24 protein-coding genes are annotated in these 23429 nt (G+C 68.1%); 10 read left to right on the top strand and 14 right to left on the bottom strand.

What is annotated here, in order from left to right:
- Positions 1-68 precede the first annotated feature (68 nt).
- The 4 genes from IEX71_RS15995 to IEX71_RS15980 are packed head-to-tail and all read right to left on the bottom strand — an operon-like array spanning position 69 to position 2730.
- Entirely contained in the window at positions 69-503 is a 435-nt protein-coding gene (locus IEX71_RS15995) for a hypothetical protein (RefSeq protein WP_188838054.1), read from the bottom strand.
- A 7-nt stretch (positions 504-510) separates the two neighbouring features.
- Positions 511-1269, bottom strand: a complete 759-nt coding sequence (locus IEX71_RS15990) for an SDR family NAD(P)-dependent oxidoreductase (protein ID WP_188838053.1) — start codon at positions 1267-1269, stop codon at positions 511-513.
- A complete protein-coding gene (locus IEX71_RS15985; RefSeq protein WP_188838052.1) occupies positions 1262-2479 on the bottom strand; it encodes an AMP-binding protein in 1218 nt (405 codons plus the stop codon). The genes IEX71_RS15990 and IEX71_RS15985 overlap by 8 nt, the downstream gene beginning before the upstream one ends.
- A complete protein-coding gene (locus IEX71_RS15980; protein WP_188838051.1) occupies positions 2476-2730 on the bottom strand; it encodes an acyl carrier protein in 255 nt (84 codons plus the stop codon). Before IEX71_RS15980 ends, IEX71_RS15985 begins: the two co-directional genes overlap by 4 nt.
- Positions 2731-2841: 111 nt before the next feature.
- Here IEX71_RS15980 and IEX71_RS15975 point away from each other — a divergent pair, with 111 nt between their 5' ends.
- From IEX71_RS15975 to IEX71_RS15965, 3 genes are read left to right on the top strand one after another with little or no spacing between them, the layout of a single operon-like run.
- Positions 2842-3342, top strand: a complete 501-nt coding sequence (locus tag IEX71_RS15975; protein ID WP_188838050.1) for a GNAT family N-acetyltransferase — start codon at positions 2842-2844, stop codon at positions 3340-3342.
- Positions 3335-4393 (top strand): pseudaminic acid synthase, encoded by a 1059-nt coding sequence (gene pseI, locus IEX71_RS15970; RefSeq protein ID WP_188838049.1) that lies wholly within the window; start codon positions 3335-3337, stop codon positions 4391-4393. The genes IEX71_RS15975 and pseI overlap by 8 nt, the downstream gene beginning before the upstream one ends.
- Positions 4393-5361, top strand: coding sequence for a hypothetical protein (locus IEX71_RS15965; RefSeq protein WP_229749796.1), 969 nt, complete (start codon positions 4393-4395; stop codon positions 5359-5361). Before pseI ends, IEX71_RS15965 begins: the two co-directional genes overlap by 1 nt.
- A gap of 37 nt (positions 5362-5398) precedes the next feature.
- Here IEX71_RS15965 and IEX71_RS15960 read toward each other — a convergent pair whose 3' ends face one another.
- Genes IEX71_RS15960 through pseB form a run of 4 tightly spaced genes read right to left on the bottom strand, consistent with a single transcriptional unit; the run spans position 5399 to position 10306 of the window.
- Complete coding sequence (locus IEX71_RS15960) at positions 5399-7297, bottom strand: hypothetical protein (protein ID WP_188838048.1); 1899 nt, start codon at positions 7295-7297, stop codon at positions 5399-5401.
- Between the two features lie 19 nt (positions 7298-7316).
- A complete protein-coding gene (locus IEX71_RS15955; RefSeq protein WP_188838047.1) occupies positions 7317-8147 on the bottom strand; it encodes a hypothetical protein in 831 nt (276 codons plus the stop codon).
- Positions 8148-8151: 4 nt separating this feature from the next.
- Positions 8152-9282, bottom strand: coding sequence for a DegT/DnrJ/EryC1/StrS family aminotransferase (locus tag IEX71_RS15950; RefSeq protein WP_188838046.1), 1131 nt, complete (start codon positions 9280-9282; stop codon positions 8152-8154).
- Positions 9283-9292: 10 nt separating this feature from the next.
- Positions 9293-10306, bottom strand: a complete 1014-nt coding sequence (gene pseB, locus IEX71_RS15945) for a UDP-N-acetylglucosamine 4,6-dehydratase (inverting) (protein ID WP_188838045.1) — start codon at positions 10304-10306, stop codon at positions 9293-9295.
- A 94-nt stretch (positions 10307-10400) separates the two neighbouring features.
- Between pseB and IEX71_RS15940 the strand changes: the two genes are divergently transcribed.
- Complete coding sequence (locus tag IEX71_RS15940) at positions 10401-11468, top strand: PseG/SpsG family protein (RefSeq protein WP_188838044.1); 1068 nt, start codon at positions 10401-10403, stop codon at positions 11466-11468.
- Positions 11469-11473: 5 nt separating this feature from the next.
- Here IEX71_RS15940 and IEX71_RS15935 read toward each other — a convergent pair whose 3' ends face one another.
- On the bottom strand, positions 11474-12853 hold the full coding sequence (locus IEX71_RS15935; RefSeq protein ID WP_188838043.1) for a cytidylyltransferase domain-containing protein: 1380 nt from the start codon (positions 12851-12853) through the stop codon (positions 11474-11476).
- A gap of 45 nt (positions 12854-12898) precedes the next feature.
- Here IEX71_RS15935 and IEX71_RS15930 point away from each other — a divergent pair, with 45 nt between their 5' ends.
- From IEX71_RS15930 to IEX71_RS15920, 3 genes are read left to right on the top strand one after another with little or no spacing between them, the layout of a single operon-like run.
- Positions 12899-13498, top strand: coding sequence for a TIGR03089 family protein (locus IEX71_RS15930; RefSeq protein ID WP_188838042.1), 600 nt, complete (start codon positions 12899-12901; stop codon positions 13496-13498).
- Between the two features lie 24 nt (positions 13499-13522).
- Complete coding sequence (locus tag IEX71_RS15925) at positions 13523-14296, top strand: CoA transferase subunit A (RefSeq protein WP_188838041.1); 774 nt, start codon at positions 13523-13525, stop codon at positions 14294-14296.
- Complete coding sequence (locus IEX71_RS15920; protein ID WP_188838040.1) at positions 14296-14922, top strand: CoA transferase subunit B; 627 nt, start codon at positions 14296-14298, stop codon at positions 14920-14922. The genes IEX71_RS15925 and IEX71_RS15920 overlap by 1 nt, the downstream gene beginning before the upstream one ends.
- On the opposite strand, the gene IEX71_RS15915 is transcribed toward IEX71_RS15920, so the two are convergent.
- Positions 14919-15941 carry a glycosyltransferase family 2 protein gene (locus tag IEX71_RS15915; RefSeq protein ID WP_373284650.1) on the bottom strand — a complete coding sequence of 341 codons (1023 nt, stop codon included), beginning with the start codon at positions 15939-15941 and terminating at the stop codon, positions 14919-14921. The genes IEX71_RS15920 and IEX71_RS15915 overlap by 4 nt on opposite strands.
- Positions 15942-15990: 49 nt before the next feature.
- Between IEX71_RS15915 and IEX71_RS15910 the strand changes: the two genes are divergently transcribed.
- The gene (locus IEX71_RS15910; protein WP_229749795.1) at positions 15991-17307 is read left to right on the top strand and encodes an LCP family protein; all 1317 of its coding nucleotides are present in this window, start codon (positions 15991-15993) and stop codon (positions 17305-17307) included.
- A 142-nt stretch (positions 17308-17449) separates the two neighbouring features.
- Here IEX71_RS15910 and IEX71_RS15905 read toward each other — a convergent pair whose 3' ends face one another.
- Together IEX71_RS15905 and IEX71_RS15900 are read right to left on the bottom strand one after the other, a co-directional pair.
- A complete protein-coding gene (locus IEX71_RS15905; protein WP_188838039.1) occupies positions 17450-18622 on the bottom strand; it encodes an acyl-CoA dehydrogenase family protein in 1173 nt (390 codons plus the stop codon).
- A 29-nt stretch (positions 18623-18651) separates the two neighbouring features.
- Positions 18652-19662 carry an LLM class F420-dependent oxidoreductase gene (locus IEX71_RS15900; protein WP_188838038.1) on the bottom strand — a complete coding sequence of 337 codons (1011 nt, stop codon included), beginning with the start codon at positions 19660-19662 and terminating at the stop codon, positions 18652-18654.
- 64 nt (positions 19663-19726) lie between these two features.
- On the opposite strand from IEX71_RS15900, the gene IEX71_RS15895 reads away from it, so the two are divergent.
- On the top strand, positions 19727-20908 hold the full coding sequence (locus tag IEX71_RS15895; RefSeq protein WP_188838037.1) for a nucleotide sugar dehydrogenase: 1182 nt from the start codon (positions 19727-19729) through the stop codon (positions 20906-20908).
- A 1-nt stretch (position 20909) separates the two neighbouring features.
- Positions 20910-21743 carry an endo alpha-1,4 polygalactosaminidase gene (locus IEX71_RS15890; protein ID WP_229749794.1) on the top strand — a complete coding sequence of 278 codons (834 nt, stop codon included), beginning with the start codon at positions 20910-20912 and terminating at the stop codon, positions 21741-21743.
- Here IEX71_RS15890 and purE read toward each other — a convergent pair.
- Together purE and IEX71_RS15880 are read right to left on the bottom strand one after the other, a co-directional pair.
- The gene (gene purE / locus IEX71_RS15885) at positions 21728-22252 is read right to left on the bottom strand and encodes a 5-(carboxyamino)imidazole ribonucleotide mutase (protein ID WP_188838035.1); all 525 of its coding nucleotides are present in this window, start codon (positions 22250-22252) and stop codon (positions 21728-21730) included. The genes IEX71_RS15890 and purE overlap by 16 nt on opposite strands.
- On the bottom strand, positions 22249-23424 hold the full coding sequence (locus IEX71_RS15880) for a 5-(carboxyamino)imidazole ribonucleotide synthase (RefSeq protein ID WP_188838034.1): 1176 nt from the start codon (positions 23422-23424) through the stop codon (positions 22249-22251). The genes purE and IEX71_RS15880 overlap by 4 nt, the downstream gene beginning before the upstream one ends.
- Positions 23425-23429 lie beyond the last annotated feature (5 nt).

Below are 23429 nucleotides of genomic sequence, written 5' to 3'. Positions count from 1 at the left end.
CGTGCTGCAGATCCGGCGGGCCGCGTGGACCCGTCCGCCGGGATCATTGATCGCACGGCCGCCGGTCGTCAGTGCTGCGCGCGCAGGCCGCAGCAGACGAGCACGTCACGGACCGGGACGAACGCGACGCGCACCTGGCGGGCGAGGTCGCCGGGCACGATCAGCCCGGGCCAGCCCAGCCACGAAAGCACCGGCAGGCCGAGCAGTTTCGCGGTCACCTCACACTGGATCCACCGTGGCCACACGACGGCCGGATCCGTGCTGCCGGCTCGTCGGGCCAGGCTTCCGGTGACCCGTTGCGCACTCAGCTCGGCGTCGATCGCTGCTCGACCGCTGAGGGTGTCGGGTACGTGCCACGCGACTCCCCTACCGTCCGCGAGGTACGACCGCACCCCCGATCCGGTCGCGCGCACCGCGGCGCCCGCGCCGAGTTCGAGGAGTTCGGGCACGGCGTACCGGGCGAGCAGCTCGGTGTCGGTCGAGGTCGATCCTGAGGTGGGCATCCGTGTCTCAGATCGAGCTGCCGCCGTCGATGGTGATGACCTGCCCGTTGAGGTTCGTGTCGTCGAACAGCAGCGACCGCACGACCGGTGCGATGTTGGCGGGCGTCACCATCCGGCCGGACGGTGTGCGCCGCGCGATCGTCGACAGTTGCTCGGTGCCGAGCACCGATGACATGTCGGAGGCGAAAAAACCGGGCGCGACCGAGTTGACCAGGAAGCGACCGTGCATCTCGCGTGCGAGCGTGCGCATCGCGGCGTCGAGGCCGCCCTTGGTCGCGGCGTATGTCACCAGTCCGGAGTAGCCGCGCTGCGCGCAGACCGACGTGATCATGACGATCCGTCCGCGGCCGGTCTTGGCCATCGCGTGCCGGATGAAGGCTCGGGTCAGCACCAGCGGCGCCGTCAGGTTGGTCTGCACAATCCGCGCGATCTGCTCTGGTGACGTGTGCAGATGCATCGAATCCTGGCCCATGGCAGCGTTGTTCACCAACGAGTCGATCGGCCCGAGGACCGCCGAGGCGTCCTTGAAGAAGCGCTTCACGCCGTCCTGGTCGTTGATGTCGACCGGTGCGGCGAAGAGCCTGCCGTCATACTCCTGCTGCAGCTGCTCGATCTCGGGCGTCAGCTTGCGGGAGAACGTCGCCACCTTCGCGCCGCGTTGCAGGGTGTCCCTGACCAGCTCGAGGCCGAGGCCCTTGGTGCCGCCGGTGATCAGCACGCACGAGGCTGCGGGGATCGGGTCCTGGGTCGAAACAGGGTCAGACATCGCTCTTCAAGCTCTCCTTGATCGGGATCTCGGGCAGCACGCGCACCCGGCGCGGCACGGCGTAGTCGGGCAGTTGCTCGGCGCACCAGCTCGTCAGGTCGCCGGTCGTCACGGTGGCGTCACCGGCCAGCACGACGTCGGCGACGACGACCTGGCCGACCAGCGGCGCCTTGCGGCCGCGTACGGCGGCCCACACGACGTCGGGGTGGTCCAACAGCCTGCGCCGCACGGACGAGCCGGACGCCTTCGAACCACCCACGTTGATCTCGTCGGACGCGAGCCGCCCCACGATCGCGACGCGGTCGTCGCTCAACTCGACCCGGTCACCGGTGTGTATGAGGGAAGGCATCCCCTCCGCGGCGTGCGGCGAGGCGATGACGAGCTCGTCGCCCTCGACACGAAGGGTCGGACGCTCCGGGGTCTCCCGGTCGAGCCAGGCACGGGGGAACCCGGCCCGGCCGTCGTGGACCGCGATCGCGGCGCCGGCCTCGGAGGATGCGTAGATCCAGGAGATCCGGGCGGCCGGGAAGACCTCGCGCAACCGGTCGAGGATGCCCTGGTCGACGGGCTCGCCGCCGAGGGTGATCTGCTCGAGCGGCAACTGCGCGACGGTGGCGCCGGAACGCCACATCGCCTGTCGCCAGAAGGTGGGTGTCCCGGACGCCGCGGTCACGCCGTGTTCCATCGCCAGTTGCGGCCAGCTGTCGATCTGGTCGGGCTCGATGAAGACGATGTCCTGCCCGGGTAGTGCGAGCGACAGCGAGACCACCTGCCACCATGCGTACGCACCCGTCGCGTACGGGCACAGCCAGGTACGCGACGGCTGCTCACCACTGACCGTGGTGAGCGAATCCAAGGTGTGGGCAACCTGTTTCGGCCGCCCTGTCGATCCGCTGGTCAGCAACCAGAGACGCCCCGCATCGACCGCGTGCTCAGTGGACGGGGCCTCCACACGGTCCCCCTGCGCGACGGCCAGCCCGGCGCTGCGGAAACCCTCTGCCTGTGTGGCGTCGACGCGCCGGGCGGTGCTGATCAGGGTCTCCCGATCGCCGTCCATGACGTGCTGCCAGACCGCACGCACCGCATCGGTGTTGTCCTCGGCGAGGACCGCGGCTGCCGCCGGCAGGTCCGGCCATGCGGGCAGGTCCGCCCACGTGCCGACATACCCGGTGGTGACGATGCGGTTGCCCGCGCCGCAAGGTGCACTCACGCGGTGGGTTGCAGCTGGTCGATGAAGTCCAGGACGTCGCCGACGGTCTCGACCGAACGCAGCTCGGGTGCGTCGAAGTTCAGCTCGGTGTCGAGCTCGTCCTCGACGCGCAGCGCCAGCTCGGAGAAGTCGAGCGACCGGAAGCCGATCCCGTCCAACCGGGTGCTGTCATCGGCCGGCAGCTGCTTGCCCTGTGCGGCGAGAACCTCACCCATCATCGTGCGCACGTGGTCACGGCTCAGTCCGGACATCGGCCCTCCATCGGTGTTCACCAGTTGTTGTCCTCTGCGTTGCTCGCATCGCCTACGTTCGCGGCGATGACAATTTCGACCATTCACTTCGACCGACGACGAGGGGCCTGAATGCTGCGGCCGGCCACTGACGCCGACAAGGAGTCCATACGCATCTGGCGGAACCATCCGCAGGTCCGTGCGGTCTCCCTGACACAGAACATCATCACCCGCGAAGAGCACGAAACCTACTGGGAATCCTTGTATGGCAACGCTGTTCGTCGAGTGTTCATCTTCGATTTCGCGGGCGTTCCCGCGGGTGTGGTGACCTATTTCGACATCGACGACGACGCACGGACAGCGATGTGGGGCTATTACCTCGACAACGAGGGGCTGCAGGAACGCGGCCAATTGCTGCCCGCGTGGATCAAGATCCAGCGGGAGGCGATCAAGCTCGCGTTCGGCGAACTCGACCTGCAGGAGTTGTACGGCGAGGTGCTGGACGCCAACGAGGCGGTGCGTTCGATGAACGCCCGCAACGGCTTCGAGGAGATCGATGCCACCGAACGCATCGTCGACGGGCGCTCCGTCACGGTGCACACGATCCGCCGCAGGAGGCAGCCGCATGAATGATCCGGTCGACATCACGATCGGCAAGCACACGATCGGACCGGGTCACCGGCCGTTCATCATCGCGGAGGTGTCGGGCAATCACGACGGATCGCTCGACAAGGCGCTGGACATCGTTCGGATGGTTGCGGATGCGGGCGCGCAAGCGGTCAAGCTGCAGACCTACAAGCCCGAGACGATCACCATCGACTCCGATGCACCCGACTTCCGGTTGTCCGACGGCCACGAGCTGTGGGGCGGTCGCACGTTGTGGGACCTCTACCAGGAGGCGCACACACCCTGGGAGTGGCACACGCCGATCTTCGAGCTCGCGAACTCGCTCGGCCTGGCCTGCTTCTCCTCCCCCTTCGACCCGACCGCCGTCGATCTGCTCGAGTCGCTGGACACCCCCGCATACAAGATCGCGTCGTCGGAGATCGTCGACCTGCCGCTGGTCCGGCTCGCCGCGAGCAAGGGCAAGCCGATGATCATCTCGACCGGGATGGCATCGATCAGCGAGATCGACGCTGCGGTCTCGGCTGCACGCAGCACCGGCAACGACCAGATCGTCGTGCTGTCCTGCACTGCCGATTACCCGGCGAACCCCGAGGAGTCCAACCTGCGCGGCATACCCGTGCTCCGTGACGCCTTCGGCACGCACATCGGCCTGTCGGACCACACGCCCGGGATCGGCGCCCCACTGGCGGCTGTGGCACTGGGCGCGGTCGTCGTCGAGAAGCACGTGACGCTGGCCCGCGAAGGTGGCGGCGTCGACTCGTCGTTCTCACTCGAACCGGCCGAACTCGCCTCGCTGGCAAGGGAGTCCGAGGTCGCTTGGCAATGCTTGGGGAAGCCACGGATCGGGGCCACGACCGGCGAGCGCGAGGGTCTGCGCTTCCGCCGTTCCTTGTATGTCGTGCAGGACGCGCGTGCAGGCGACCCGGTGACCGCGGAGAACGTCCGCTCGATCCGTCCGGCGGGCGGGCTGCCGACCGACCTCTTCGGCGTGGTCGAGGGCCGCACCTTCACGCAGGACGTCAGCCGTGGCACCGCGCTGTCCTGGGACATCATCTGATGCACACAGCGAATCACTACTACGGCCACGCCCACGTGATGGCGCGCTACGCGGAACTCGCTGAGGTTCCTCGCATCTGGGGCTACTTGCAGCACGGTTGGAACACACACGACGGCTTCGCACCCGGCACGCAGTTCACCGACGGCTTCGCCAAACTCGTGTGGTCGCAGGCGTGCGCCCGTCGGGGCTGGGCGACGGGATTGCGCGACTACGTCGTGGTCGGCGCTCCGTGGGCCTACCTGCTCGACCTCGAGAAGCAGGACGAGTGGGCCGCGACCAGCGTGGAGCGGGAAGGCACGATCGTCTACCCGTTCCACGGCTGGGAGCAGCAACAGGTCCTGGGCAGCCACGACCGCTACATCGAGCAGATCCGCGAGGTCGAGGGCGACGTCCCGATCACGATCTGCCTCTACTGGAACGAGTATCAGGACAAGAACGTCCGGCGCGTCTACGAGGACGCGGGCCTGCGGGTGATCACCCACGGCTACCGGGGCTACCTCTGGAAGGGCACCGACACCGAGTTCCTCTACAAGCAGCTCGACGAGCTGCGCCGGCACAAGCGTGTGGTGTCCAACCGGATCGGCTCGGCGCTGTTCTACGGCGCGTCGGTGGGCGCCGACATCGGCATCTACGGCGACCCGATGTTGTTGGAAGCAGAGCGATCCCAGCTCGGCGGCCAGACCAAGCCGCTGCGCTTCTGGCCGGAGATGCACCAGCCCTTCGTGCCGCGCGACGTCGCCTGGGAGCTGACCCGCGAGGAGCTCGGTATGGACGTCGTGCTCAGTCCCGCGGAGGTGCGCCAGGAGTTCGGCTGGACCCAGGCATTGCGTCGTACCGCTGCGACCGAGGAGCACTCGGCCGCCGTGGCCGACCCCGACGAGCAGCCGCTGGACCATCTGCCGACCGACGACGAGCAGACCGACGACAGTGCGGTGTCCAGCCGCGACGGGGACCTCGCCACCACATGACCGGGTCCCCGCCGCGGGCGGGCTTGCAGGTTGTGGGCTACTTCAGGTTGCGGCGGGCGAAGTTCTCCAGCTTGCCCAGCAGCTCCGGCGGGACCAGTCGCAGCGACGCACGCTGGGACGATCGCAGCACCCGCCGGCCGGGAGCAGTCATCGTCCGACCGATCTTGAACGACGCCGACTCGCGCACCCGACCGAGGGTTCGCTCGGTCTCCTCCAGCCGGCGCTCCCGCATCCGCAGGGCGGCCTCCAGCCAGTCGATCTGACCCTGTCGGACCTCCAGCGAGTTGGACATCCGGGTCAGCTGCTGCACGGTCTCGCGATAGCCGCGCGCGGGGCCGCCGGTGGCGGTGAATTGTGAAGCGCCGGAGCTGATCTCATCGGTCAGCCGCGCCTCTCGGTCCGCTTCTGCCGCGCCCAGCAACGCGGCCAGGTCGACCTCCCACTCCGCCACGACCACCAGGTCGTGCGGGTCGGGCTCGAGCCCGCTCATCACCGCCAGCGTCTCGGTCAGTTGGTCCGGCGAGATCTCCGCACGCCACGGGTGACGGACCCGCGCGCGCAGCACGCGTTTGGCGAAGTGCCGCAGGTTGCGTATGACGACGGTCCGCGACTCCAGTGTGCCGAGCCATTCCCACGACTCATCCAGCAACCGGAAGTGGCCGTCAGGGGTGGCGACGACGTTCTCCGGCGTTGCGAAAACCCTTTGCCCGTCTCTGATCTCGTCACTGGTCAGCCACTCGGCATACCGACGAACGCTGCGCCGGATGCGGGTCAGGTCGGCCGACGCGAGTGCGTCACGCAGCTGACCCTCGAGTGATTCGCCGGCTTCCGGCAGCACCCGCAGGCGGCCGAAGTCGCGTTGCAGTCGCCCTTCGAGCATCTCGCCGCCACGGCTGGCGGTGAGGCTGCCGTCGACCGCCACCTCGACGGTGGTGGCCCATTGCGGGTCCAGCTCCAGGTCGCCCCACACGAGTGCGGGGGTCGGAACCTGCGGTGCGTCGTCACGACGCGCGACGACCAGCCACCCTGGCGCCAGGTCGATCTGCAGCCCGGCGTCGAAGATCTGGGGCACCATCGCCTGCGGGTCGATGAGGGCGGCACGGGTCGACGACAGGTCCGACTGCAGCCGTGTCGCGACCGCGCGGGCCAACTCCTGGTGCGGGTTGTCCGCTCGCACCAGCAGCGCAGGGTGGTCCGACTCGGGGTAGACACCGTAGAGGGTCTCCAACTGCACCGGCAGGCGATCCAGCGCACCAGCCAGCTCGGCGCGATAGGGCCGGCGGTCGGCGAAACCGTCCGCGCCCTGCCACCACCGGTCGTTGGTGTTCTCGCCGACATGGCGCTCGTCGCGCAGCTTCTCGCGCAGCTGCTGCCGGGTGAGACCGGCGTCCTGCGCCAGGTCCCGGTCTTCCGGGCGCAACTCCTGCAGCGGCAGGTCGAGCACCGAGGCCAGGCCGAGTCCGTTGTGCACCTGGGCGACGAGAGTGCCCGCCGGTGCGACCCATTCGGAGATCAGCTGCAACATGTCAAGGTCGTGCGCACCCGGGGAGTCCGGGGTCAGCAGCCGATCCGGACCGTCGAGCGCGATCACCAGGTCGAACTGGCTTGTGGGAGCGAAACGGTCGACACCGCCACACCACAACACCATCGAGCGGCGCAGCTGTGCCTCGCTCGCCAGCTCGCGCGCGTCCGGCAGGGAACGGACCACCAACTCGACGTCGACGTCCGGGTCGATCGAACCGACCAACCGGCTCGCCCGCGGACCGAGCAACAACACGCGAGCCCGCCTGTCGCGCGCGAAGCGGCCGATGAGGCCGGTCAGCACACCCAGATTGCCGATGCCGTCAGCACCATCAGGATGCGCGTCGCTCCACAGGAGCATGTCGCCGCCGATCAGACGGGTGCCTGATGACGGGTCGAGCTGATAGTTCTGCACACCTTCTCCTACGAGATCATCACGTGCGGCAGGGCACGGGAGTGACCTGCCAGCCCAGCATTTCGCGCAATCGTTCCGGCGGAAGCAACACGTCCGTGCCGAGCTCGACACGCGCTGTCCGCTTTGCCACTTCGGGCGGCACCACCTCCTGGTGCAGCTGCGGGAAGAGACGTTGCTGGCGCGCCATACCGCCCAACACCGCGTGGTCGTTCTCGAGCACCATCGGATCCCCGTAGACACCGATCTCGCGGCCGAGCGCGGCGCCGTAGAGCAACGCCGACCCGAGCCGGTTGGACACCACCCGCCGGTGCCTCTGCAGCTCGGCGAGTTGCCGGTCCAGGAAATCGGTGTCGCCCCCGACGTTGCCGTGGCCCCGCCGACCGTGGCTGATGACGCGGAACCCCTTGTCGTCATACACCTTCCGAATGTGGGGGTCTTCGAAGTCGTTCCAGTAGAGGCACATCGTCAACGGTACGTCGCCCTCGACCGCACGGATCTCGTCGGCGTATGCCGCGTGGTCGCCCACGATCTGCTGGCCCTCCCAGCCATGGAAGGGGTAAACGATCGTGCCGACGCCCTCCGGAGGCGAATCGGCTTGCTGCGCCAGCAGATAGGCCCATGGTGAGCCGATCACGCAGTAGTCGCGCAGACCCATCGCCCAGCCACGCCGGCGCACGGCTTCGGACCACACCAGCTTCGGCACGCCCGGGATGAAGTCGTGGCCGACCGCGAAGCCGTGGTGCAGGTTCCAGCCGTGTTGCAGGTAGCCGTGGATCGGTGGAACGTCGTCGAGACCGCAGTAGCGCGCCAGCACTGCTGCGTGCCCGTAGAAGGCATTGGCGTGGTGCATCGTGTCAGGTGCCGACGAAGTCGCGAACCAGCTCGACCACCCGGTCGACGTCCGCGTCCGTCAGCCCGGGGAACATCGGCAGGCTGATCTCCTGCTCGGAGTAGGTCTCCGCGACCGGGAACTGCCCCTGGCGCCAACCGAGTTCGGCGAAGATCGGCTGCACGTGCACCGGCAGGTAGTTGACCTGCACGCCGATGCCGTTCGACCGCAGGTGGTCGAAGAGTCGCCGGCGGCGACCGTCGACGATCCGCAACGGATACAGGTGCCACATCGGGTCGGCACCGGCTCGGGTCACCGGCAGCCGGAGCGCGTCGATGCCGGCGAGCCCCTCGTTGTAGCGGTGGTGGATCTCCCGACGACGTGCCTTGAACCCCTCGATCCGTTTCAGCTGGTTGGACCCCAGCGCTGCCAGCACGTCCGGCAACCGGTAGTTGAGGCCGAGCGACTGCACCTCGTAATACCAGGGTCCGTCCGCCTCCGAGCGCAATCTCGCCGGGTCGCGCGTGTAGCCGATACCCTTGAAATCCCTTGCCCGGTCAAGGATCTCGACGTGCGATGACACCAGCGCGCCGCCTTCGGCAGTGGTGAGATTCTTCGTCGGGAAGAAGCTGAACGTCGTCACGTCGGCGAGCGAGCCGACCGGCTCGCCGTCCAACACTCCGGCGATCGAGTGCGCCGCGTCCTCCAGCAGCAGGGCTCCACCCGCGTGGGCGACCTCGCTGAGCGCCGTCGCGTCGATCGGGTGGCCGGCGAAGTCCACACCGGCGACGACTGCGGTCCGCGTCGTCATGGCGTCCTTCACCGCGAGCGGGTCCAGGTTGCCGGTGTCCTCGCTGATGTCGGCGAAGACGATGCGCGCGCCCTGCCACATCGCGGTCGTCGCTGTCGCGAAGAACGTCAACGGTGTCGTGATGACCTCGTCACCGGGGCCGACACCGAGCCCGGCGTATGCCGTGTGCAGCGCGGCCGTGCCGGACGTGACACTGACTGCGGGCTCGGAAGTCCCTGCGAGCAAGCCGATCTCGCACTCGAACGCCTGCACCGCAGGACCCGTCGTCAGCCAGTCGCCGCGCAACACCTCGGCGACGGCTTCGATGTCCGACTCGTCGATCGACTGTCGGCCGTAAGGAAGCACCGGCCGCCGCCTAGCGTGCGACGGACTTCAGGCCGACCGGCCCGAGCTCGAGCACCCGACGAAGGTCGGCAGCGTCGTACCAGAGGTCGTTCTTGTCCGACGAGCAATGGAAACCGGTCGGCACGGGAGTGGCGCCGGTGATCTTCTGATAGCCCCAGCTGGCCAACTCCGGCTCGAGCACGAAGTACTTGCCGTCCTGCACGACGACCGCGCGGCGGCCCTCTTCGGGGCTGATCATCTCCTCGTGCAGCTTCTCCCCCGGACGCAGGCCGATGTCGTGCATCCGCGCTCCCGGAGCGATGGCCTGGGCGAGGTCGGTGACCTTGTGGGACGCGATGTGCGGCACCACCAGCTCGCCGCCCTGCATCATGTCGAAGGTGTCCAGCACCATCTGCACGGCCTGCGGCAGCGTGATCAGAAAGCGGGTGCAGCGCAGGTCGGTGATCGGCAGGGACTCGCCCGCTTCGTGCAGAGCGCGGAACTTCGGCACGATCGAGCCACGGGATCCGGTGACATTCCCATACCGCACCACGGAGAACCGTGTCGGGTATGCCGCAGCATAATGATTGCCGAGGATGAAAAGTTTGTCTGCCGTTAACTTGGTGGACCCGTAAAGGTTGATCGGACTCGAGGCCTTGTCAGTCGAGAGTGCGACGACCTTTTTCACACCCGAGTCAATGGCGGCCTCGACGACGTTCTGCGAGCCGAGCACATTCGTCTTCACGAACTCGAAAGGGTTGTATTCACCGGTGTCGACCTGCTTCAGTGCAGCGGCGTGGACCACGTAGTCGACCCCGTGCATCGCTCGGTGCAGCCGCGGCAGATCGCGCACATCCCCGATGAACCAACGCAATCGGGGGTCGTCGTTGAACATCTGGCGAACTTCCCATTGCTTCAACTCGTCGCGTGAGTAGACGATGACACGGCTTGGTTTCTGGTCCTCCAGCAGTCGGGTGATGAAGGCCTTTCCGAAAGACCCGGTGCCACCGGTGACCAGGACCGAAGAACCCTGCAAATCAGTCACGTACAAACTCCAAACCAACGAAATTTCAGCGAATTGTTCGACTCTTGCAGCGGGGACGATACCCACCGAAAAGGATGCGGCTACCATCATCACGATGACATTTACGGAAACCTTTCCCGAACGTATTGCGATCCGGTGCGACGCCACCCCACAGATCGGCGTGGGGCATGTGGTGCGCTGCCTCGCGCTCGGTCAGGAGCTGCGTGCGCGCGGCCTGGACGTCGTGCTCTGGGGCGACATCGATGGGCTCGACTGGCTGACCGGGCTGGTCGAGGCGAGCGGGCTGCGTCGACTCCCTGCGACCGGCGAAGTGGCGGACCAGCTGCGGCAGGCTGACGACGAACAGTTCGTCGGTGTGGTGCTCGACGGCTACCACCTGTCGCCGACGTTGGGCGGTGCGCTCCGTGCCGCCGGGTATGTCGTGCTCGCCCTGGTCGACGGCGAGTTCGGGGCTGCTCAACAGGCCGACCTTTACGTCGACCAGAACCTCGGCGCGACGCCGCACCAAGGCGGCCCGACCGGCTCCCGGTGCCTCACCGGTCCCGACTTCACCTTGCTGCGCGACTCCGTGCTGCAGCGACGGCGTGCGCCGGACCTTCTCTCGCCGGGGCGACTGAGTGAAATTCGTTCCGTGCTGGCGGTTTTCGGCGGCTCGGACCCTGCCGGTGCAGCGCCGGTCGTCGTGCCGGCCCTCTTGTCGACCGATGCCGCGCTGGATGTGACGGTGGTGTCGTCGAACCCGCGGACGGCAGACCGTCTCGCCGCGCTGCGCCTGTCGTCGCAGCAGCGGCTGCGCGTCATACCTCCGCAGCCGGATCTGGCCGGCCTCGCCGCTGCGAGCGACCTGACGATCAGCGCCTCCGGGACGACTGTGTGGGAGCTGCTCGCCATGGGCGTCCCGACCGCGGTGGTCTGCGTCGTCGACAACCAGCGGCTCGGCTATCGCGCACTCCTGGCGGCCGAGGTAGCGACCGGTCTGGGCGAGCTGACCTCGTTCGACACTGCCGCAGCAACGAGCGCACTCGCTGCACTCATCGAAAACCCTCCCAGGGCAACCGGACTCGCCCTCAAAGGGCAGCGCCTCATCGACGGGGACGGCCGGCGTCGTGTCGCCGACGCCCTGCTGGCGATGTTCGTCGGCCGGGACGGCCGCGCCGGCTGACCTGCTCACCGACTGCGCAGAGCGACCTCTTGAGCGGCGACCTGGTCCGACGACTCGGCGGCAAGGACGACAGCGGTCACTCCGGGGCGTCCGAGGGTCCGCGCCGCCATCGCCGGCTCGTGGCACCGCACGATCACCAGGCGGTCGTCCCTGACGGTCGAGGGCACGGCGCTCAGCAGTGCGGCCGGCACCTCCAGGAGGCCGATCCTCGAGTCGTCGAGCGCCGCCACGAGCTCGTCCTCGTCGCGCACCGCACAGCCGAGCACTCGCACCCGCCCTTCCTTCTGATGCCGCAGCAGGGCTTCTGCCGACTCGTCAAGGTGTGACGGCGAGGTCGCGACAACCGCGTCGAGTGCCGAGACCCGCAGTCGCGCAAGGGTTTCCCACACCGCGGCGTCCGCTGCGGGCGCTGCACCGGCCGGCAGGTCCGCGACGACGCCGATGCGTTCGCTCAGTCCGTGCGCCAGTGCCCGACCGACCCGGGCTGCACTCTCCGGATCGGTGACCCACACGTGGGACGCGCCGGCCAACGCCGCGTGCTCCAGCACCCGAGATGCCGTCGACGGTTCCATGATCCCGAGGTCGCCGCCGGTGACCCAGAGGCCGAGGCCGATCGAGTTCGGCCGGCTGCCGGGCAGCGGCTCGGGCACGGCCCCGCCGGCCGCGGCCCACGCGCCGAGGATCTCCCGCCAGGTCGCCCCCACCGGGTCGGGCACGGTGCTCAACGCTCGTGCTGCGATCGAGAAGTCCAGCAGCGTGTCGACCGTGCACCGCACCCGTCCCGCTGCGCCCGAAACCGGTGGCACCCAAGTGAAATCGTCCGTATGGCGCCGGATCCACGGCGTCACGTGCTCCCTGTCGTATGGCGCCTGCGCCGACGCATCCGCCGCTCGCAGCAGCCGGGCGGTGAAGACCTCTGCGCCCAGCCCGTAGACCGTCTCTGTCGTCACGCGAAGGTAGTCCTGTCCGGCATCGCGCATCCGCGCGACGAGTTCCTCGACATACGCGCCGTCCGGGCCCACGTTGTCACCCGTCAGCCGCACGACGAGGTCGTCGTCGGCGAGGTCCGCAGTTGCGCCGACGAAACGATGCAGGGTGTTGTGCAGGTCGCCCCGGAACACCGCGACGCCCGCTGTCCCCAGTGCGTCCGCCAGCGCGTCGTCCTCCGGCTCGACGCTGGTCGCGACGACCACGTCCAGACCGGTGTTGGCGGCTCGCTGCGCGGCGAGGACGACCAGCGGACGTCCGGCGAGGGTGAGCAGTGCCTTGCCGGGCAGTCGGGACGAGGACAGCCGGGACTGCAGGACGACACGGACCCTCTTGCGGGGTCCGTGCGAAGTATCCGGGGAGCGAAGCGGCGGAGAACTTCGTGGGGTGTCCTTCATGCGCGCGACGGTAGGTGGCGAAAGTGTCGCGTCTAGGCTCATCAGGTGAATTCTGATCAACTTCGGGCAGCCCTGCTGGCCGGTGACCTCTCTCGCCCGCGGCTCACCTGGTATGACGACGGTTCCGGCGAACGCATCGACCTGTCGGGCAAGACGCTGGCGAATTGGGTTGCCAAGGCTGCGAACTGGCTGGAGACCGAGATGGCCCTGGCTCCCGGCGACCTTGTGCGGCTCGACCTGCCGGCCGATCACTGGCGAGCGATCTACTGGTCGCTCGCGGCTTGGACCCGTGGGTTGACAGTCACCACGGAGGCCGACGCCGATGCGTGCGTCAGTCTCGACACCGAGCCGGACGTCGACGCGGACCTGATCGAGCCGGCGGCCGCACTGGCAGCGAGCCCCTTGCAGGCGATGTCGGATGCGATGCCGCCACCGGTCGGGCCGACGACGTATGCCGGGCTCAGCCTTCCCCGGGACGTGCCCGCCGGCACTCGGGTGCTGCTGGACGGCGCAGCACCCGAGCGGGTCCCGGCCGTGACCGCTGCGCTGATCGGCCACGACTGCTCTGTGCTGGTGGTGCGCGGCGCCGACGAGCAGGCCCGCTCGGCCAGGAGTGCGTCCGAGGCGGTCGACGTCGTGCTCTAGGCGGCGTCTTGTAATGTCCGTCACATGGACAAAGTCGTCTCCTCGGCAGCTGAAGCTGTCGCCGACATACCGTCCGGGGCATCTCTTGCCGTCGGCGGTTTCGGCCTGTGTGGCATTCCCAGCGTGCTGATCCAAGCCCTGCACCAGACCGACACCACGGACCTGGAGGTCATCTCCAACAACTGTGGCGTCGATGACTGGGGGCTCGGGATCCTGCTGCGCGACAAGCGGATTCGGCGCATCATCGCGTCATACGTCGGCGAGAACAAGGAATTCGCCCGGCAATACCTCGAAGGTGAGCTGGAGGTCGAGCTGACCCCGCAGGGCACGCTCGCCGAGAAGCTGCGCGCCGGCGGCGCCGGCATCCCCGCGTTCTACACGGCTACCGGTGTCGGCACCCAGATCGGTGACGGCGGTATGCCGTGGCGGTATGCCGCCGACGGCTCGGTCGCGCTGGCCTCGCCCGCGAAGGAGACCCGCGACTTCGACTTCCGCGGCACCACCAAGCCCTACGTGCTCGAGGAGTCGATCGTCGCCGACTACGGCCTGGTGCGCGCTGCCAAGGGCGACCGGCACGGCAACCTCGTCTTCAACCAGGCGGCCCGCAACTTCAACCCGCTGTGTGCGATGTCCGGCACGATCACCATCGCGGAGGTCGAGGAACTCGTCGACCCGGGCGATCTCGACCCGAACGAGATCCACCTGCCCGGCATCTACGTGCACCGCGTCGTCGCGCTGACCCCGGAGCAGGCGACCGACAAGCGCATCGAGAAGACCACCACGAAGGACGGCCACTGATGGGGCTCAATCGCAACGACATGGCAGCACGGGCGGCCCGGGAGTTGCACGACGGTGACTACGTCAACCTCGGCATTGGCCTGCCGACCCTCGTGCCCAACTACGTGCCCGATGACGTCGAGCTCGTCCTGCAGTCCGAGAACGGCCTGCTCGGCGTCGGCGCCTACCCCGAGGCCGACAAGGTCGACCCCGACCTGATCAACGCCGGCAAGGAGACCGTCACCCTGCGCAAGGGCGCCTCTGTCTTCGACTCGGCCACCAGCTTCGGGATGATTCGTGGCGGCAAGATCGACGCGGCGATCCTGGGCGCGATGCAGGTCTCGGTCGCCGGTGACATCGCCAACTGGACGATCCCGGGCAAGATGATCAAGGGCATGGGCGGCGCGATGGACCTGGTCCACGGCGCCCGCAAGGTCATCGTGCTGATGGAACACGTCGCCAAGGACGGCTCGCCCAAGATCGTGACCGAGTGCACCCTGCCGCTGACCGGGCAGAAGGTCGTCCAGCGGATCATCACCGACCTCGCCGTCATCGATGTCACACCGGACGGGCTCAAACTCGTCGAGACCGCACCCGACGTCACCGAGGACGAGGTCCGCGCCGCGACCGGCGCCGAGCTGAGCTAGTCGTCCGAGAGTCGGTCCTCGAGCGCGCGGGGCGCGTCACCGGACAGCCGGATGCGGCTGGTGAGGAAGCCGTAGCCCCACGTCATGTGCATGGTGGCGAGGACGGCCGGCATCCGGCAGCGGACCGACGGGGTCGACCCGGCCGAGATCATCGCCCCGCCGACGGTCACCGCTCCGGCATACCCCGCCGGGATCAGCCACAGCGGACGCCACAGGAACCCGCCGACGGTGCCCGCGGCGATCGCCGCGAGCGCGGTGGGCGGCGCGAGATAGCGAGCGTTGATCGAGCCCTTGTGCTGCCTGGCGACGACCCGTCGCCACTGGCCGTACTGCTTGTACTGCCGTGCCAGCGTGCGGAACGAACCGCGCGGGCGGTAGGTCACCTTCAGCTCGGGGGTGAACCAGACGATGCCGCCGGCCGCGCGGATCCGGAAGTTCATCTCCCAGTCCTGCGCGCGGGTGAAGCGGGTGTCGTAGCCGCCGACGCGGCGCAGCCAAGAGCGTCGGAACACCCCGAGGTAGACGGTCTCGGCCGGGCCCGGCTGCCCGCCCAGCTTGAACTTCACGCCGCCGACACCGATCTTCGACTTCATCGCCACGGCCACCGCACGCTCGAAGTCGGTGGTGCCCTCGGCATCCATGATCCCGCCGACGTTGGCGGCGCCGGTCTCGTCCAGCACTCGCATCGCGGTGGCGAGATAGCCCGCCGACAGGATGCCGTGCCCGTCGACCCGGGCGATGACGTCATATGACGCCGCCGCTATCGCGGCGTTCAAGGCGTCCGGGGTGCGGCCGGTGGGATTCGTGACAAGTTTCACACGGTCATCGGCTGCCCGAAGCCGCGCGGCGACGTCGTCGGTGCCGTCCGAGGAAGGGCCGAGCGCGAGGATGACCTCGACCGGACACGGCAGCTCCTGCCGCAGTATGGCGGTCACGGACTCGGCCAGATGACGCTCCTCGTCGAGGATCGGCATGATCACCGAAACGCCATCGGTCAGTTGCGGTTCGGGAGCTGGCACGCGTCGCAGATTACACGGCACACTCATCCATCCGCGTTACCCTCGTGCGGTGCCAGACGACGACGAGCCGATGATCATCGACACCCGCAAGGGTGGCAGTGCGCCTCGCCGCCCCCGGCGGCCCGCGCAGGAGCCGCAGGAGATCCCGGTCCGTCCGGATGGTTCGCGGCCCGCGCCGCAGGCTGGTGGCCGGAGCACCGCACCTCGGAGTGCAGCCGCTCCCCCGCCGTCGGGCGGCGACTCCACCCGGATGATGCCGACCGGTCAGCGCGGCTATCCGCAGGACCGTGGCATGTCCGGAGGTCCGGCCGGCCCACGGCAGTCGGGACCGGGCGGTCCACGCGGACCGCGACCGGGACCACGGCAGGCGCCGCCGGCCCACCCTCCGCGCCGGAAGCGGAAGTGGCCCAAGGTGCTGCTGGTCATCGTGCTGATCATTGCCCTGTGGCTCGCCCTGCTGATCTGGGCCGGGCTGTCCGCCTGGGGTCACGTCAAGAAGGTCGACGCGTTCCCCAGCGGTGACCGCCCCGCCGGAGGCAAGGGCACCAATGTGCTGCTCGTCGGCTCCGACTCACGCGCCGGACTGTCCGCCGAGGACGGCCGGAAGCTGGGCACCGGAGGCAGCAACGTCGGCGGCGGCACCTCACGCACCGACTCGATCATGGTGCTGCACATGCCCGACAGCGGGAAGCCGACGCTGGTCAGCTTCCAGCGCGACTCGTGGGTCAGCATCCCCGGTCACGGCCAGGGCAAGATCAACTCGTCGTTCTCGATCGGTGGTCCGAAGCTGCTGGTGCAGACCGTCGAGCAGGCCTCCGGGCTGCACATCGACAACTACATGGAGATCGGCTTCGGCGGGTTCGCCGGCGTCGTCGACTCCGTCGGCGGCGTGCGCATGTGCCTCAAGCAGGATGTCAACGACAAGGACGCCCACATCAACCTCAAGAAGGGCTGCCAGAACCTCGACGGCAAGAACGCCCTGGGTTATGTGCGGTCCCGCCACGCCTTCGCCACCGGCGACCTGGCGCGCGCGGAGCACCAGCGGGAGTTCCTCGCCGCGCTGATGAAGAAGATCGCCAGCCCGACCAACCTGCTGCTGCCATGGAAGCTGAAGAGCGTCGGTTCGGCCGGCGCCAAGGGCGTCGCGGTCAACAAGGGCATGTCACCGATCCAGGCGCTGAAGATCATGTGGGCGCTCAAGGGCATCAGCAACGGCGGTATCTCGGTGCAGGTGCCGGTCGCCAACCCCAACTACTTCGCCCCCGATGGTGAGTCGGCGGTGCTGTGGGACAAGGCCCGCGCGACCAAGCTCTTCGACGACCTCAACAACGACCGGCCGGTCACCGCACCGACGACGGGTAGCTGACGCGGGCGCGCCGGATCAGCGCTTCGTCGACGTGTGCCGCTCGAGCGGCATACCAACGCACTGAGGGGCGTACGGAATCCGGGTGATTCCGTACGCCCCTCAATGCCGAGGTATGCCGCCCGATCCAGGTGGCAGGGTTCGGCTACTTCTTGAGCAACTGGCGCGCCATCACCATGCGCTGGATCTGGTTGGTGCCTTCGTAGATCTGAGTGATCTTGGCGTCGCGCATCATCCGCTCGACCGGGTGGTCCTGGACGTAGCCGGCACCGCCGAGCAGTTGCACGGCGTCGGTGGTGACCTCCATCGCGACGTCGGAGGCGTAGCACTTGGCTGCGGCACCGAAGAACGGCAGGTCGGCGTCACCGCGCTCGGACTTGGCTGCCGCCACGTAGACCATCTGGCGGGCGGCCTCGAGCTTCATCGCCATGTCGCCGAGCATGAACTGCAGCCCCTGGAACTCCGCGATCGCCTTGCCGAACTGCTTGCGCTCCTTGACGTAACCCAGCGCGTAGTCGAGCGCGCCCTGGGCGATGCCGACGGCCTGGGCGCCGATGGTGACGCGAGTGTGGTCGAGTGTGCGCAGCGCGATCTTCAGGCCCTCGCCGGGCTTGCCGATCATCCGGTCGCCGGGGATACGGCAGTTGTCGAAGTGCAACTCACGCGTGGGCGAGCCCTTGATGCCGAGCTTGCGCTCCTTCGCACCGAAGCCGAAGCCCTCGTCGGACTTCTCGACGACGAATGCGCTGATGTTGCGGCCGCGTTCGCCGTCGGGGTCGGTGACGGCCAGCACCGTGTAGAACTCCGACTCGCCCGCATTGGTGATCCAGGACTTCTGCCCGTTGAGGATGAAGCCATCGCCATCGGCGGTGGCCTTGCAGCGCATCGACGCGGTGTCAGAACCCGCTTCGCGTTCGGACAGGCCGTAGGAGAACATCGCCTCGCCGCGCGCCACCGGCGGGAGGTATTTGCTCTTGATCTCGTCGTTGGCCGCGAGGATGACCGGCATCGAGCCGAGCTTGTTGACCGCGGGGATCAGCGACGAGGACGCGCAGACACGCGCGACCTCCTCGATCACGATGCAGGTCGCGAGCGCGTCGGCGCCGACGCCGTCATACTCCTCGGCGATGTGCGGCGCGTGGAAGTCGGACGCGACCAGTGCCTCCAGCGCGGCGCGCGGGAACTCGCTCTTCTCGTCCACCTCCGCGGCGTGCGGGGCGATCTTGTCCTCGGCCACGGCACGCACGGCCTCGCGCAATGCCTCGTGGTCCTCGGAGATGTCGAACAGCGGGTACAGGTCGTCCTTTGATGAGCTCACGTGATGATCCTACTCGTCAGTAACAAGGTTCAGTCAGCCAGTTCGGGGATGATCTCACGCTCGAAACGCTCCATCGTGCCGCGGTCGTATGCCGCATCCGGGAAGTACGTGATCGTGTAACCCAAGCCGGCGTCCTTCATCGACCGCAACGCCTCGGCGACCTGCTCCGCGGTGCCCACAGTCGCCTGGTCGCGCAGCGAACGCTCGACGTGCGCCCTGGCGTCCGCGTCCGACATACCGCCCTGCACCATGCGCGCCGAGATGGCGCCCAGCTTGTCGTCGAGCTCGGCGTCGTTGTCCGCGATGACGACGTTGGTGTTGCCGGTCAGTGTGATCTCGTCGAAGTCCCGGCCCACATCCCGGCAGTGCCCCTTCAGGATCTCGGTCTTCTCCGCGAACTGTTCCGGGTCACCGAAGTAGTTGGTGTAGTCGGCATACTGCGCGGCGATCTTGAGGGTGACCTTCGGCCCACCACCCGCGACCCAGATCGGGATCCGGTTGGCGGCACTCGTGGTCTGCAGCGGCTGCGGGTGACAGAGCGCCCCGTCGACCTGGTAGTACTTCCCGTCCAGTGTCGCCGAGCCGGTCGTCCAGGCCTGCCGGAAGATGTCGACACCCTCCCGCAGTCGGCCGAGGCGCTCGCCGGCCGGCGGGAATCCGTAACCGTAGGCGCGCCATTCCTGCTCGTACCAGCCGCCGCCGATGCCCATCTCGACGCGGCCGCCGCTGATGTGGTCGATCGTCGCGGCGACCTTCGCCAGGTAAGTGGGTTCGCGGTAACTCATGCAGGTGCACATCTGGCCGAGCCGCACCCGGGAGGTGACGGCCGCGAAGCCGGCCATCAGTGACCACGCCTCGTGCGTCGCCTCGTGCGACGGCTTCGGTGTGGTGTGGAAGTGGTCGTAGACCCAGACCGACTCCCAGGCGGGCGTCGTGTCGGCACACCGCACGAGATCGCTCATCACCTGCCAGTGCTGCGCCGGGTCGATGCCCACCAGGTCGTAACGCCAGCCCTGTGGAATGAACAGTCCGAATCTCATCGCCTCGCATCGTCCTCTCGGGTTGTGGATCTGGCGGGACCGGTCAGCCGGTACCGTGAGCGCCATGTCAACGCGCACCAGGATCACCGTAGTCGGCACCGGCTATGTCGGGCTCTCGATGGCGGTCCTGCTCGCCTCGGTCGCCGACGTCGTGGCTTTCGACATCGACGCCGACCGGATCGCGATGCTGCAGCAGCAGCGCAGTCCGATCAGCGATCCCGAGATCGAGGACCACCTGACCAACGCGGATCTGTCGCTGGACTTCACCCTCGACAAGCAGCAGGCGTATGACGGCGCTGACTTCGTCATCATCGCCACGCCGACCGACTACGACCCGGAGACCAATTACTTCAACACCACGACCGTCGAGGGCGTCATATCGGACGTCGCAGCGCTCAACCCGGCCGCCACGATGATCGTCAAATCGACGGTCCCGGTCGGCTTCACCGCCGACGTCCGCAAGCGGTTGGGCACCGAGAACGTCGTGTTCTCACCGGAATTCCTCCGCGAGGGCAAGGCGCTCTACGACAATCTGCACCCGTCGCGCATCGTCGTGGGCGAGGTCAGCGACCGCGCACGGCGCTTCGCCGACCTGCTGGTGGCGGCGGCGGACGACAACGACCCACCCGTGCTGTTGACCGAGTCCACCGAGGCCGAGGCGATCAAGCTGTTCGCCAACACCTACCTCGCGATGCGCGTGGCCTACTTCAACGAGCTCGACACGTTCGCCTCCCTGCACGGGCTCGACACGCGGCAGATCATCGAGGGCGTCGGCCTCGACCCGCGCATCGGCCGCCACTACAACAACCCGTCGTTCGGCTACGGCGGCTATTGCCTGCCCAAGGACACCAAGCAGTTGCTGGCCAACTACCAAGAGGTCCCGCAGACGCTGATCAGCGCGATCGTCTCGGCGAACACCACCCGCAAGGACTACGTCGCCAGCGACATCCTGGAGCGCGGCCCGAAGGTCGTCGGCATCCACCGGCTCATCATGAAGTCGGGCTCGGACAACTTCCGCGCCAGCAGCGTGCAGGGCATCATGAAGCGGATCAAGGCCAAGGGCGTCGACGTGCTGGTCTACGAGCCCGAGCTGGACGCCGAGGAGTTCTTCGGCTCGCGGGTCACCCACGACCTGGACGAGCTGAAGCGCGAGGCCGACCTGATCGTCGCCAACCGGCGCACCGAGGATCTGGCCGATGTCGCCGAAAAGGTCTACACCCGAGACCTGTTCGGCTCCGACAGCTGACGTGATTCAGTCCCGGCAGGCAGCGTCCTGTCTGGCCGCAACCCTGCTCGCCGTCACCGCGACCGCGTGTACGACGCGGTCCTCCGCCGGCACCGAGGCCGTCCGACAGCCTCCTCCTGCAGGCGTCTTCGACTACCAGCTCGGTGGCCCGTACCCGCCGGCCGGTGATGTCCGAATCGTCGATCGCGACCGCACCGCCGACCCGCTCAAGGGCATCTACAACATCTGTTACGTCAACGCGTTCCAGACGCAGCCGCAGGACGGCCGCTGGTGGCGTGTCAAGCATCCGAACCTGTTGGTGCGCAAGCAAGGTCGGCCGGTACAGGATCCGGACTGGCCGGGCGAATACCTCCTGGACACGTCCACCGCCGCCAAACGCACGGCCCTGCTCGAGGTCGTCGGAGGGTGGTTCGACGGTTGTGCGCGCAAGGGATTCGACGCGGTGGAGCCGGACAACCTGGACTCCTGGACGCGCACCGGAGGTGCGGGTGTGCTTACCCGTTCCGGCAACATCGCCTTCGCGCGGCTGCTGGTGCACCGTGCTCATGCCGACGGCCTGGCGATCGCGCAGAAGAACACACCGCAACTGCTGACCGCAGGACGATCGTCGATCGGATTCGACTTCGCCGTCGCGGAGGAGTGCGAGGTGTATGGCGAGTGTGGCCGCTACACCTCGGCATACGGCAAACACGTCATCGAGATCGAGTACACCGACAACGGTCGCGCCGCCTACGCGCGGTCCTGTCGTGCCCGGTCCGGTCAGCTGTCGATCATCCTGCGCGATCGCGACGTGGTGCCCGAAGGCACTGCTGGATATAGCTATTCAGCGTGCTGAGTGTCGGCCACCTCGGCGCGCAACGCCGCACCCTTGGCGTGCGCCTGATCGCGCAGTTCGATCTGGAAATCGGTCATCGCCGCACGCAGCCGCTCGCCCTCCTCGTCCGGCGCCGACGCCAGGATGCGCGCGGCCAACAGCCCTGCGTTACGTGCGCCACCGATCGAAACCGTCGCGACCGGGACACCGGCCGGCATCTGCACGATCGACATCAGCGAGTCCATGCCGTCGAGGTATTTCAGCGGCACCGGCACGCCGATCACGGGCAGCGTCGTCACCGACGCGAGCATCCCCGGCAGGTGGGCCGCTCCCCCGGCACCGGCGATGATCACCCGGATCCCTCGGCCGGCCGCCTGCTCGCCATACGCGATCATCTCGGTGGGCATCCGGTGCGCCGACACTACGTCGGCCTCGTAGCCGACGCCGAACTCGTCGAGGGCTTCAGCCGCAGCGCGCATGACCGGCCAGTCGGAGTTGCTGCCCATCACAATGCCGACAACCGGAGTCATTCGGTCACCGTCCCTTCGAGATAGTCGGCCGCGTGCCTGGCGCGCTCGCGCAGCGCGTCGAGGTCGTCGCCATACACATTGACGTGCCCGATCTTGCGGCCGGGCCGCACACCCTTGCCGTAGAGATGCACCTTCAAGCCAGGATCACGGGCGAGCAGGTGCTTGTAGGTCGGGTAGAGCTCGTCGTAGTCACCGCCGAGCACATTGCCCATCACGGTCCACGGCGCGCGGGGGCTGACATCGCCCAGCGGCAGGTCGAGCACCGCCCGCAGGTGCTGCTCGAACTGCGAGGTGACCGAGCCGTCCATCGTCCAGTGGCCGCTGTTGTGGGGGCGCATCGCCAGCTCGTTGACGACGTATGACGGCGCGGTGCCGTCGGCGCCGGGGATCTCGAAGATCTCGACCGCGAAGACTCCGGTGATGTCGAGTTCGCCTGCGAGCCGCAGCGCGTCCTGCGACGCCCGCGCGGCCAGTTCCGGGTCCAGCTCGGGCGCAGGCGCGAGCACCTCGGTGCAGATGTTGTCCGTCTGCACCGTCTGCGCGATCGGCCAGACCGCCGCCTGCCCGGAGGGGCTGCGCGCGACCAGCACCGCGAGCTCACGGCTGAACGGCACGCGCTCCTCGGCCAGCAGCTCGCCACCGCGGGCGAACCAGTCGGCCGCCTCCTGTGCCGTGTCGATGAGACGCACGCCCTTGCCGTCATACCCGCCACGCGGCGTCTTGAGCACGACCGGCCAGCCGTGCCGGTCACCGAAACCGGCCAGCTCCGCCTCGTCATGCACCTTCGCCCAGGCGGGGCATGGGACGCCCAGCTCGGTCAGCCGCTCGCGCATCGCCAGCTTGTCCTGCGCGAAGCGCAGCGCTTCCGGCTTCGGGTGCACCGGCACCCCGGCGTCGACCAGGGCCCGCAGCACCTCGGCCGGGACGTGCTCGTGGTCGAACGTCACCACGTCGCAGTCGCCGGCGAACGCGAGCACCTGCTCGACATCCAGATGCGACCCGACCGGCGCGGACGGCACGACGAGCGCCGCTGCCGCGTCGGCCGACTCGGACAACACGCTGAGGGTGAGGGCGAGGTTCACCGCCGGAGGCTGGCACATGCGGGCCAGCTGACCGCCGCCGATGATGCCGACCACCGGGAAGCCGCCCGGGGCACGCTGAGGGGAAGTCACCCGCA

This window comes from Flexivirga endophytica (assembly GCF_014640635.1).
Lineage (GTDB): Bacteria > Actinomycetota > Actinomycetes > Actinomycetales > Dermatophilaceae > Flexivirga > Flexivirga endophytica.
The sequence above is the reverse complement of the archived record's forward strand: the minus strand, read 5'-3'. Positions and strand labels throughout refer to the sequence as shown.

Bases quoted from the DNA above. Each gene is read 5' to 3' on its own strand.
- IEX71_RS15955 (WP_188838047.1), bottom strand. From the start codon at position 8,147: ATGCACCACGCCAATGCCTTCTACGGGCACGCAGCAGTGCTGGCGCGC.
- IEX71_RS15900 (WP_188838038.1), bottom strand. From the start codon at position 19,662: ATGAGATTCGGACTGTTCATTCCACAGGGCTGGCGTTACGACCTGGTG.
- IEX71_RS15965 (WP_229749796.1), top strand. From the start codon at position 4,393: ATGCACACAGCGAATCACTACTACGGCCACGCCCACGTGATGGCGCGC.
- IEX71_RS15990 (WP_188838053.1), bottom strand. From the start codon at position 1,269: ATGTCTGACCCTGTTTCGACCCAGGACCCGATCCCCGCAGCCTCGTGC.
- IEX71_RS15920 (WP_188838040.1), top strand. From the start codon at position 14,296: ATGGGGCTCAATCGCAACGACATGGCAGCACGGGCGGCCCGGGAGTTG.
- IEX71_RS15980 (WP_188838051.1), bottom strand. From the start codon at position 2,730: ATGTCCGGACTGAGCCGTGACCACGTGCGCACGATGATGGGTGAGGTT.
- IEX71_RS15940 (WP_188838044.1), top strand. From the start codon at position 10,401: ATGACATTTACGGAAACCTTTCCCGAACGTATTGCGATCCGGTGCGAC.
- IEX71_RS15935 (WP_188838043.1), bottom strand. From the start codon at position 12,853: ATGAAGGACACCCCACGAAGTTCTCCGCCGCTTCGCTCCCCGGATACT.
- IEX71_RS15975 (WP_188838050.1), top strand. From the start codon at position 2,842: ATGCTGCGGCCGGCCACTGACGCCGACAAGGAGTCCATACGCATCTGG.
- IEX71_RS15895 (WP_188838037.1), top strand. From the start codon at position 19,727: ATGTCAACGCGCACCAGGATCACCGTAGTCGGCACCGGCTATGTCGGG.
- IEX71_RS15925 (WP_188838041.1), top strand. From the start codon at position 13,523: ATGGACAAAGTCGTCTCCTCGGCAGCTGAAGCTGTCGCCGACATACCG.
- pseI (WP_188838049.1), top strand. From the start codon at position 3,335: ATGAATGATCCGGTCGACATCACGATCGGCAAGCACACGATCGGACCG.
- IEX71_RS15995 (WP_188838054.1), bottom strand. From the start codon at position 503: ATGCCCACCTCAGGATCGACCTCGACCGACACCGAGCTGCTCGCCCGG.
- purE (WP_188838035.1), bottom strand. From the start codon at position 22,252: ATGACTCCGGTTGTCGGCATTGTGATGGGCAGCAACTCCGACTGGCCG.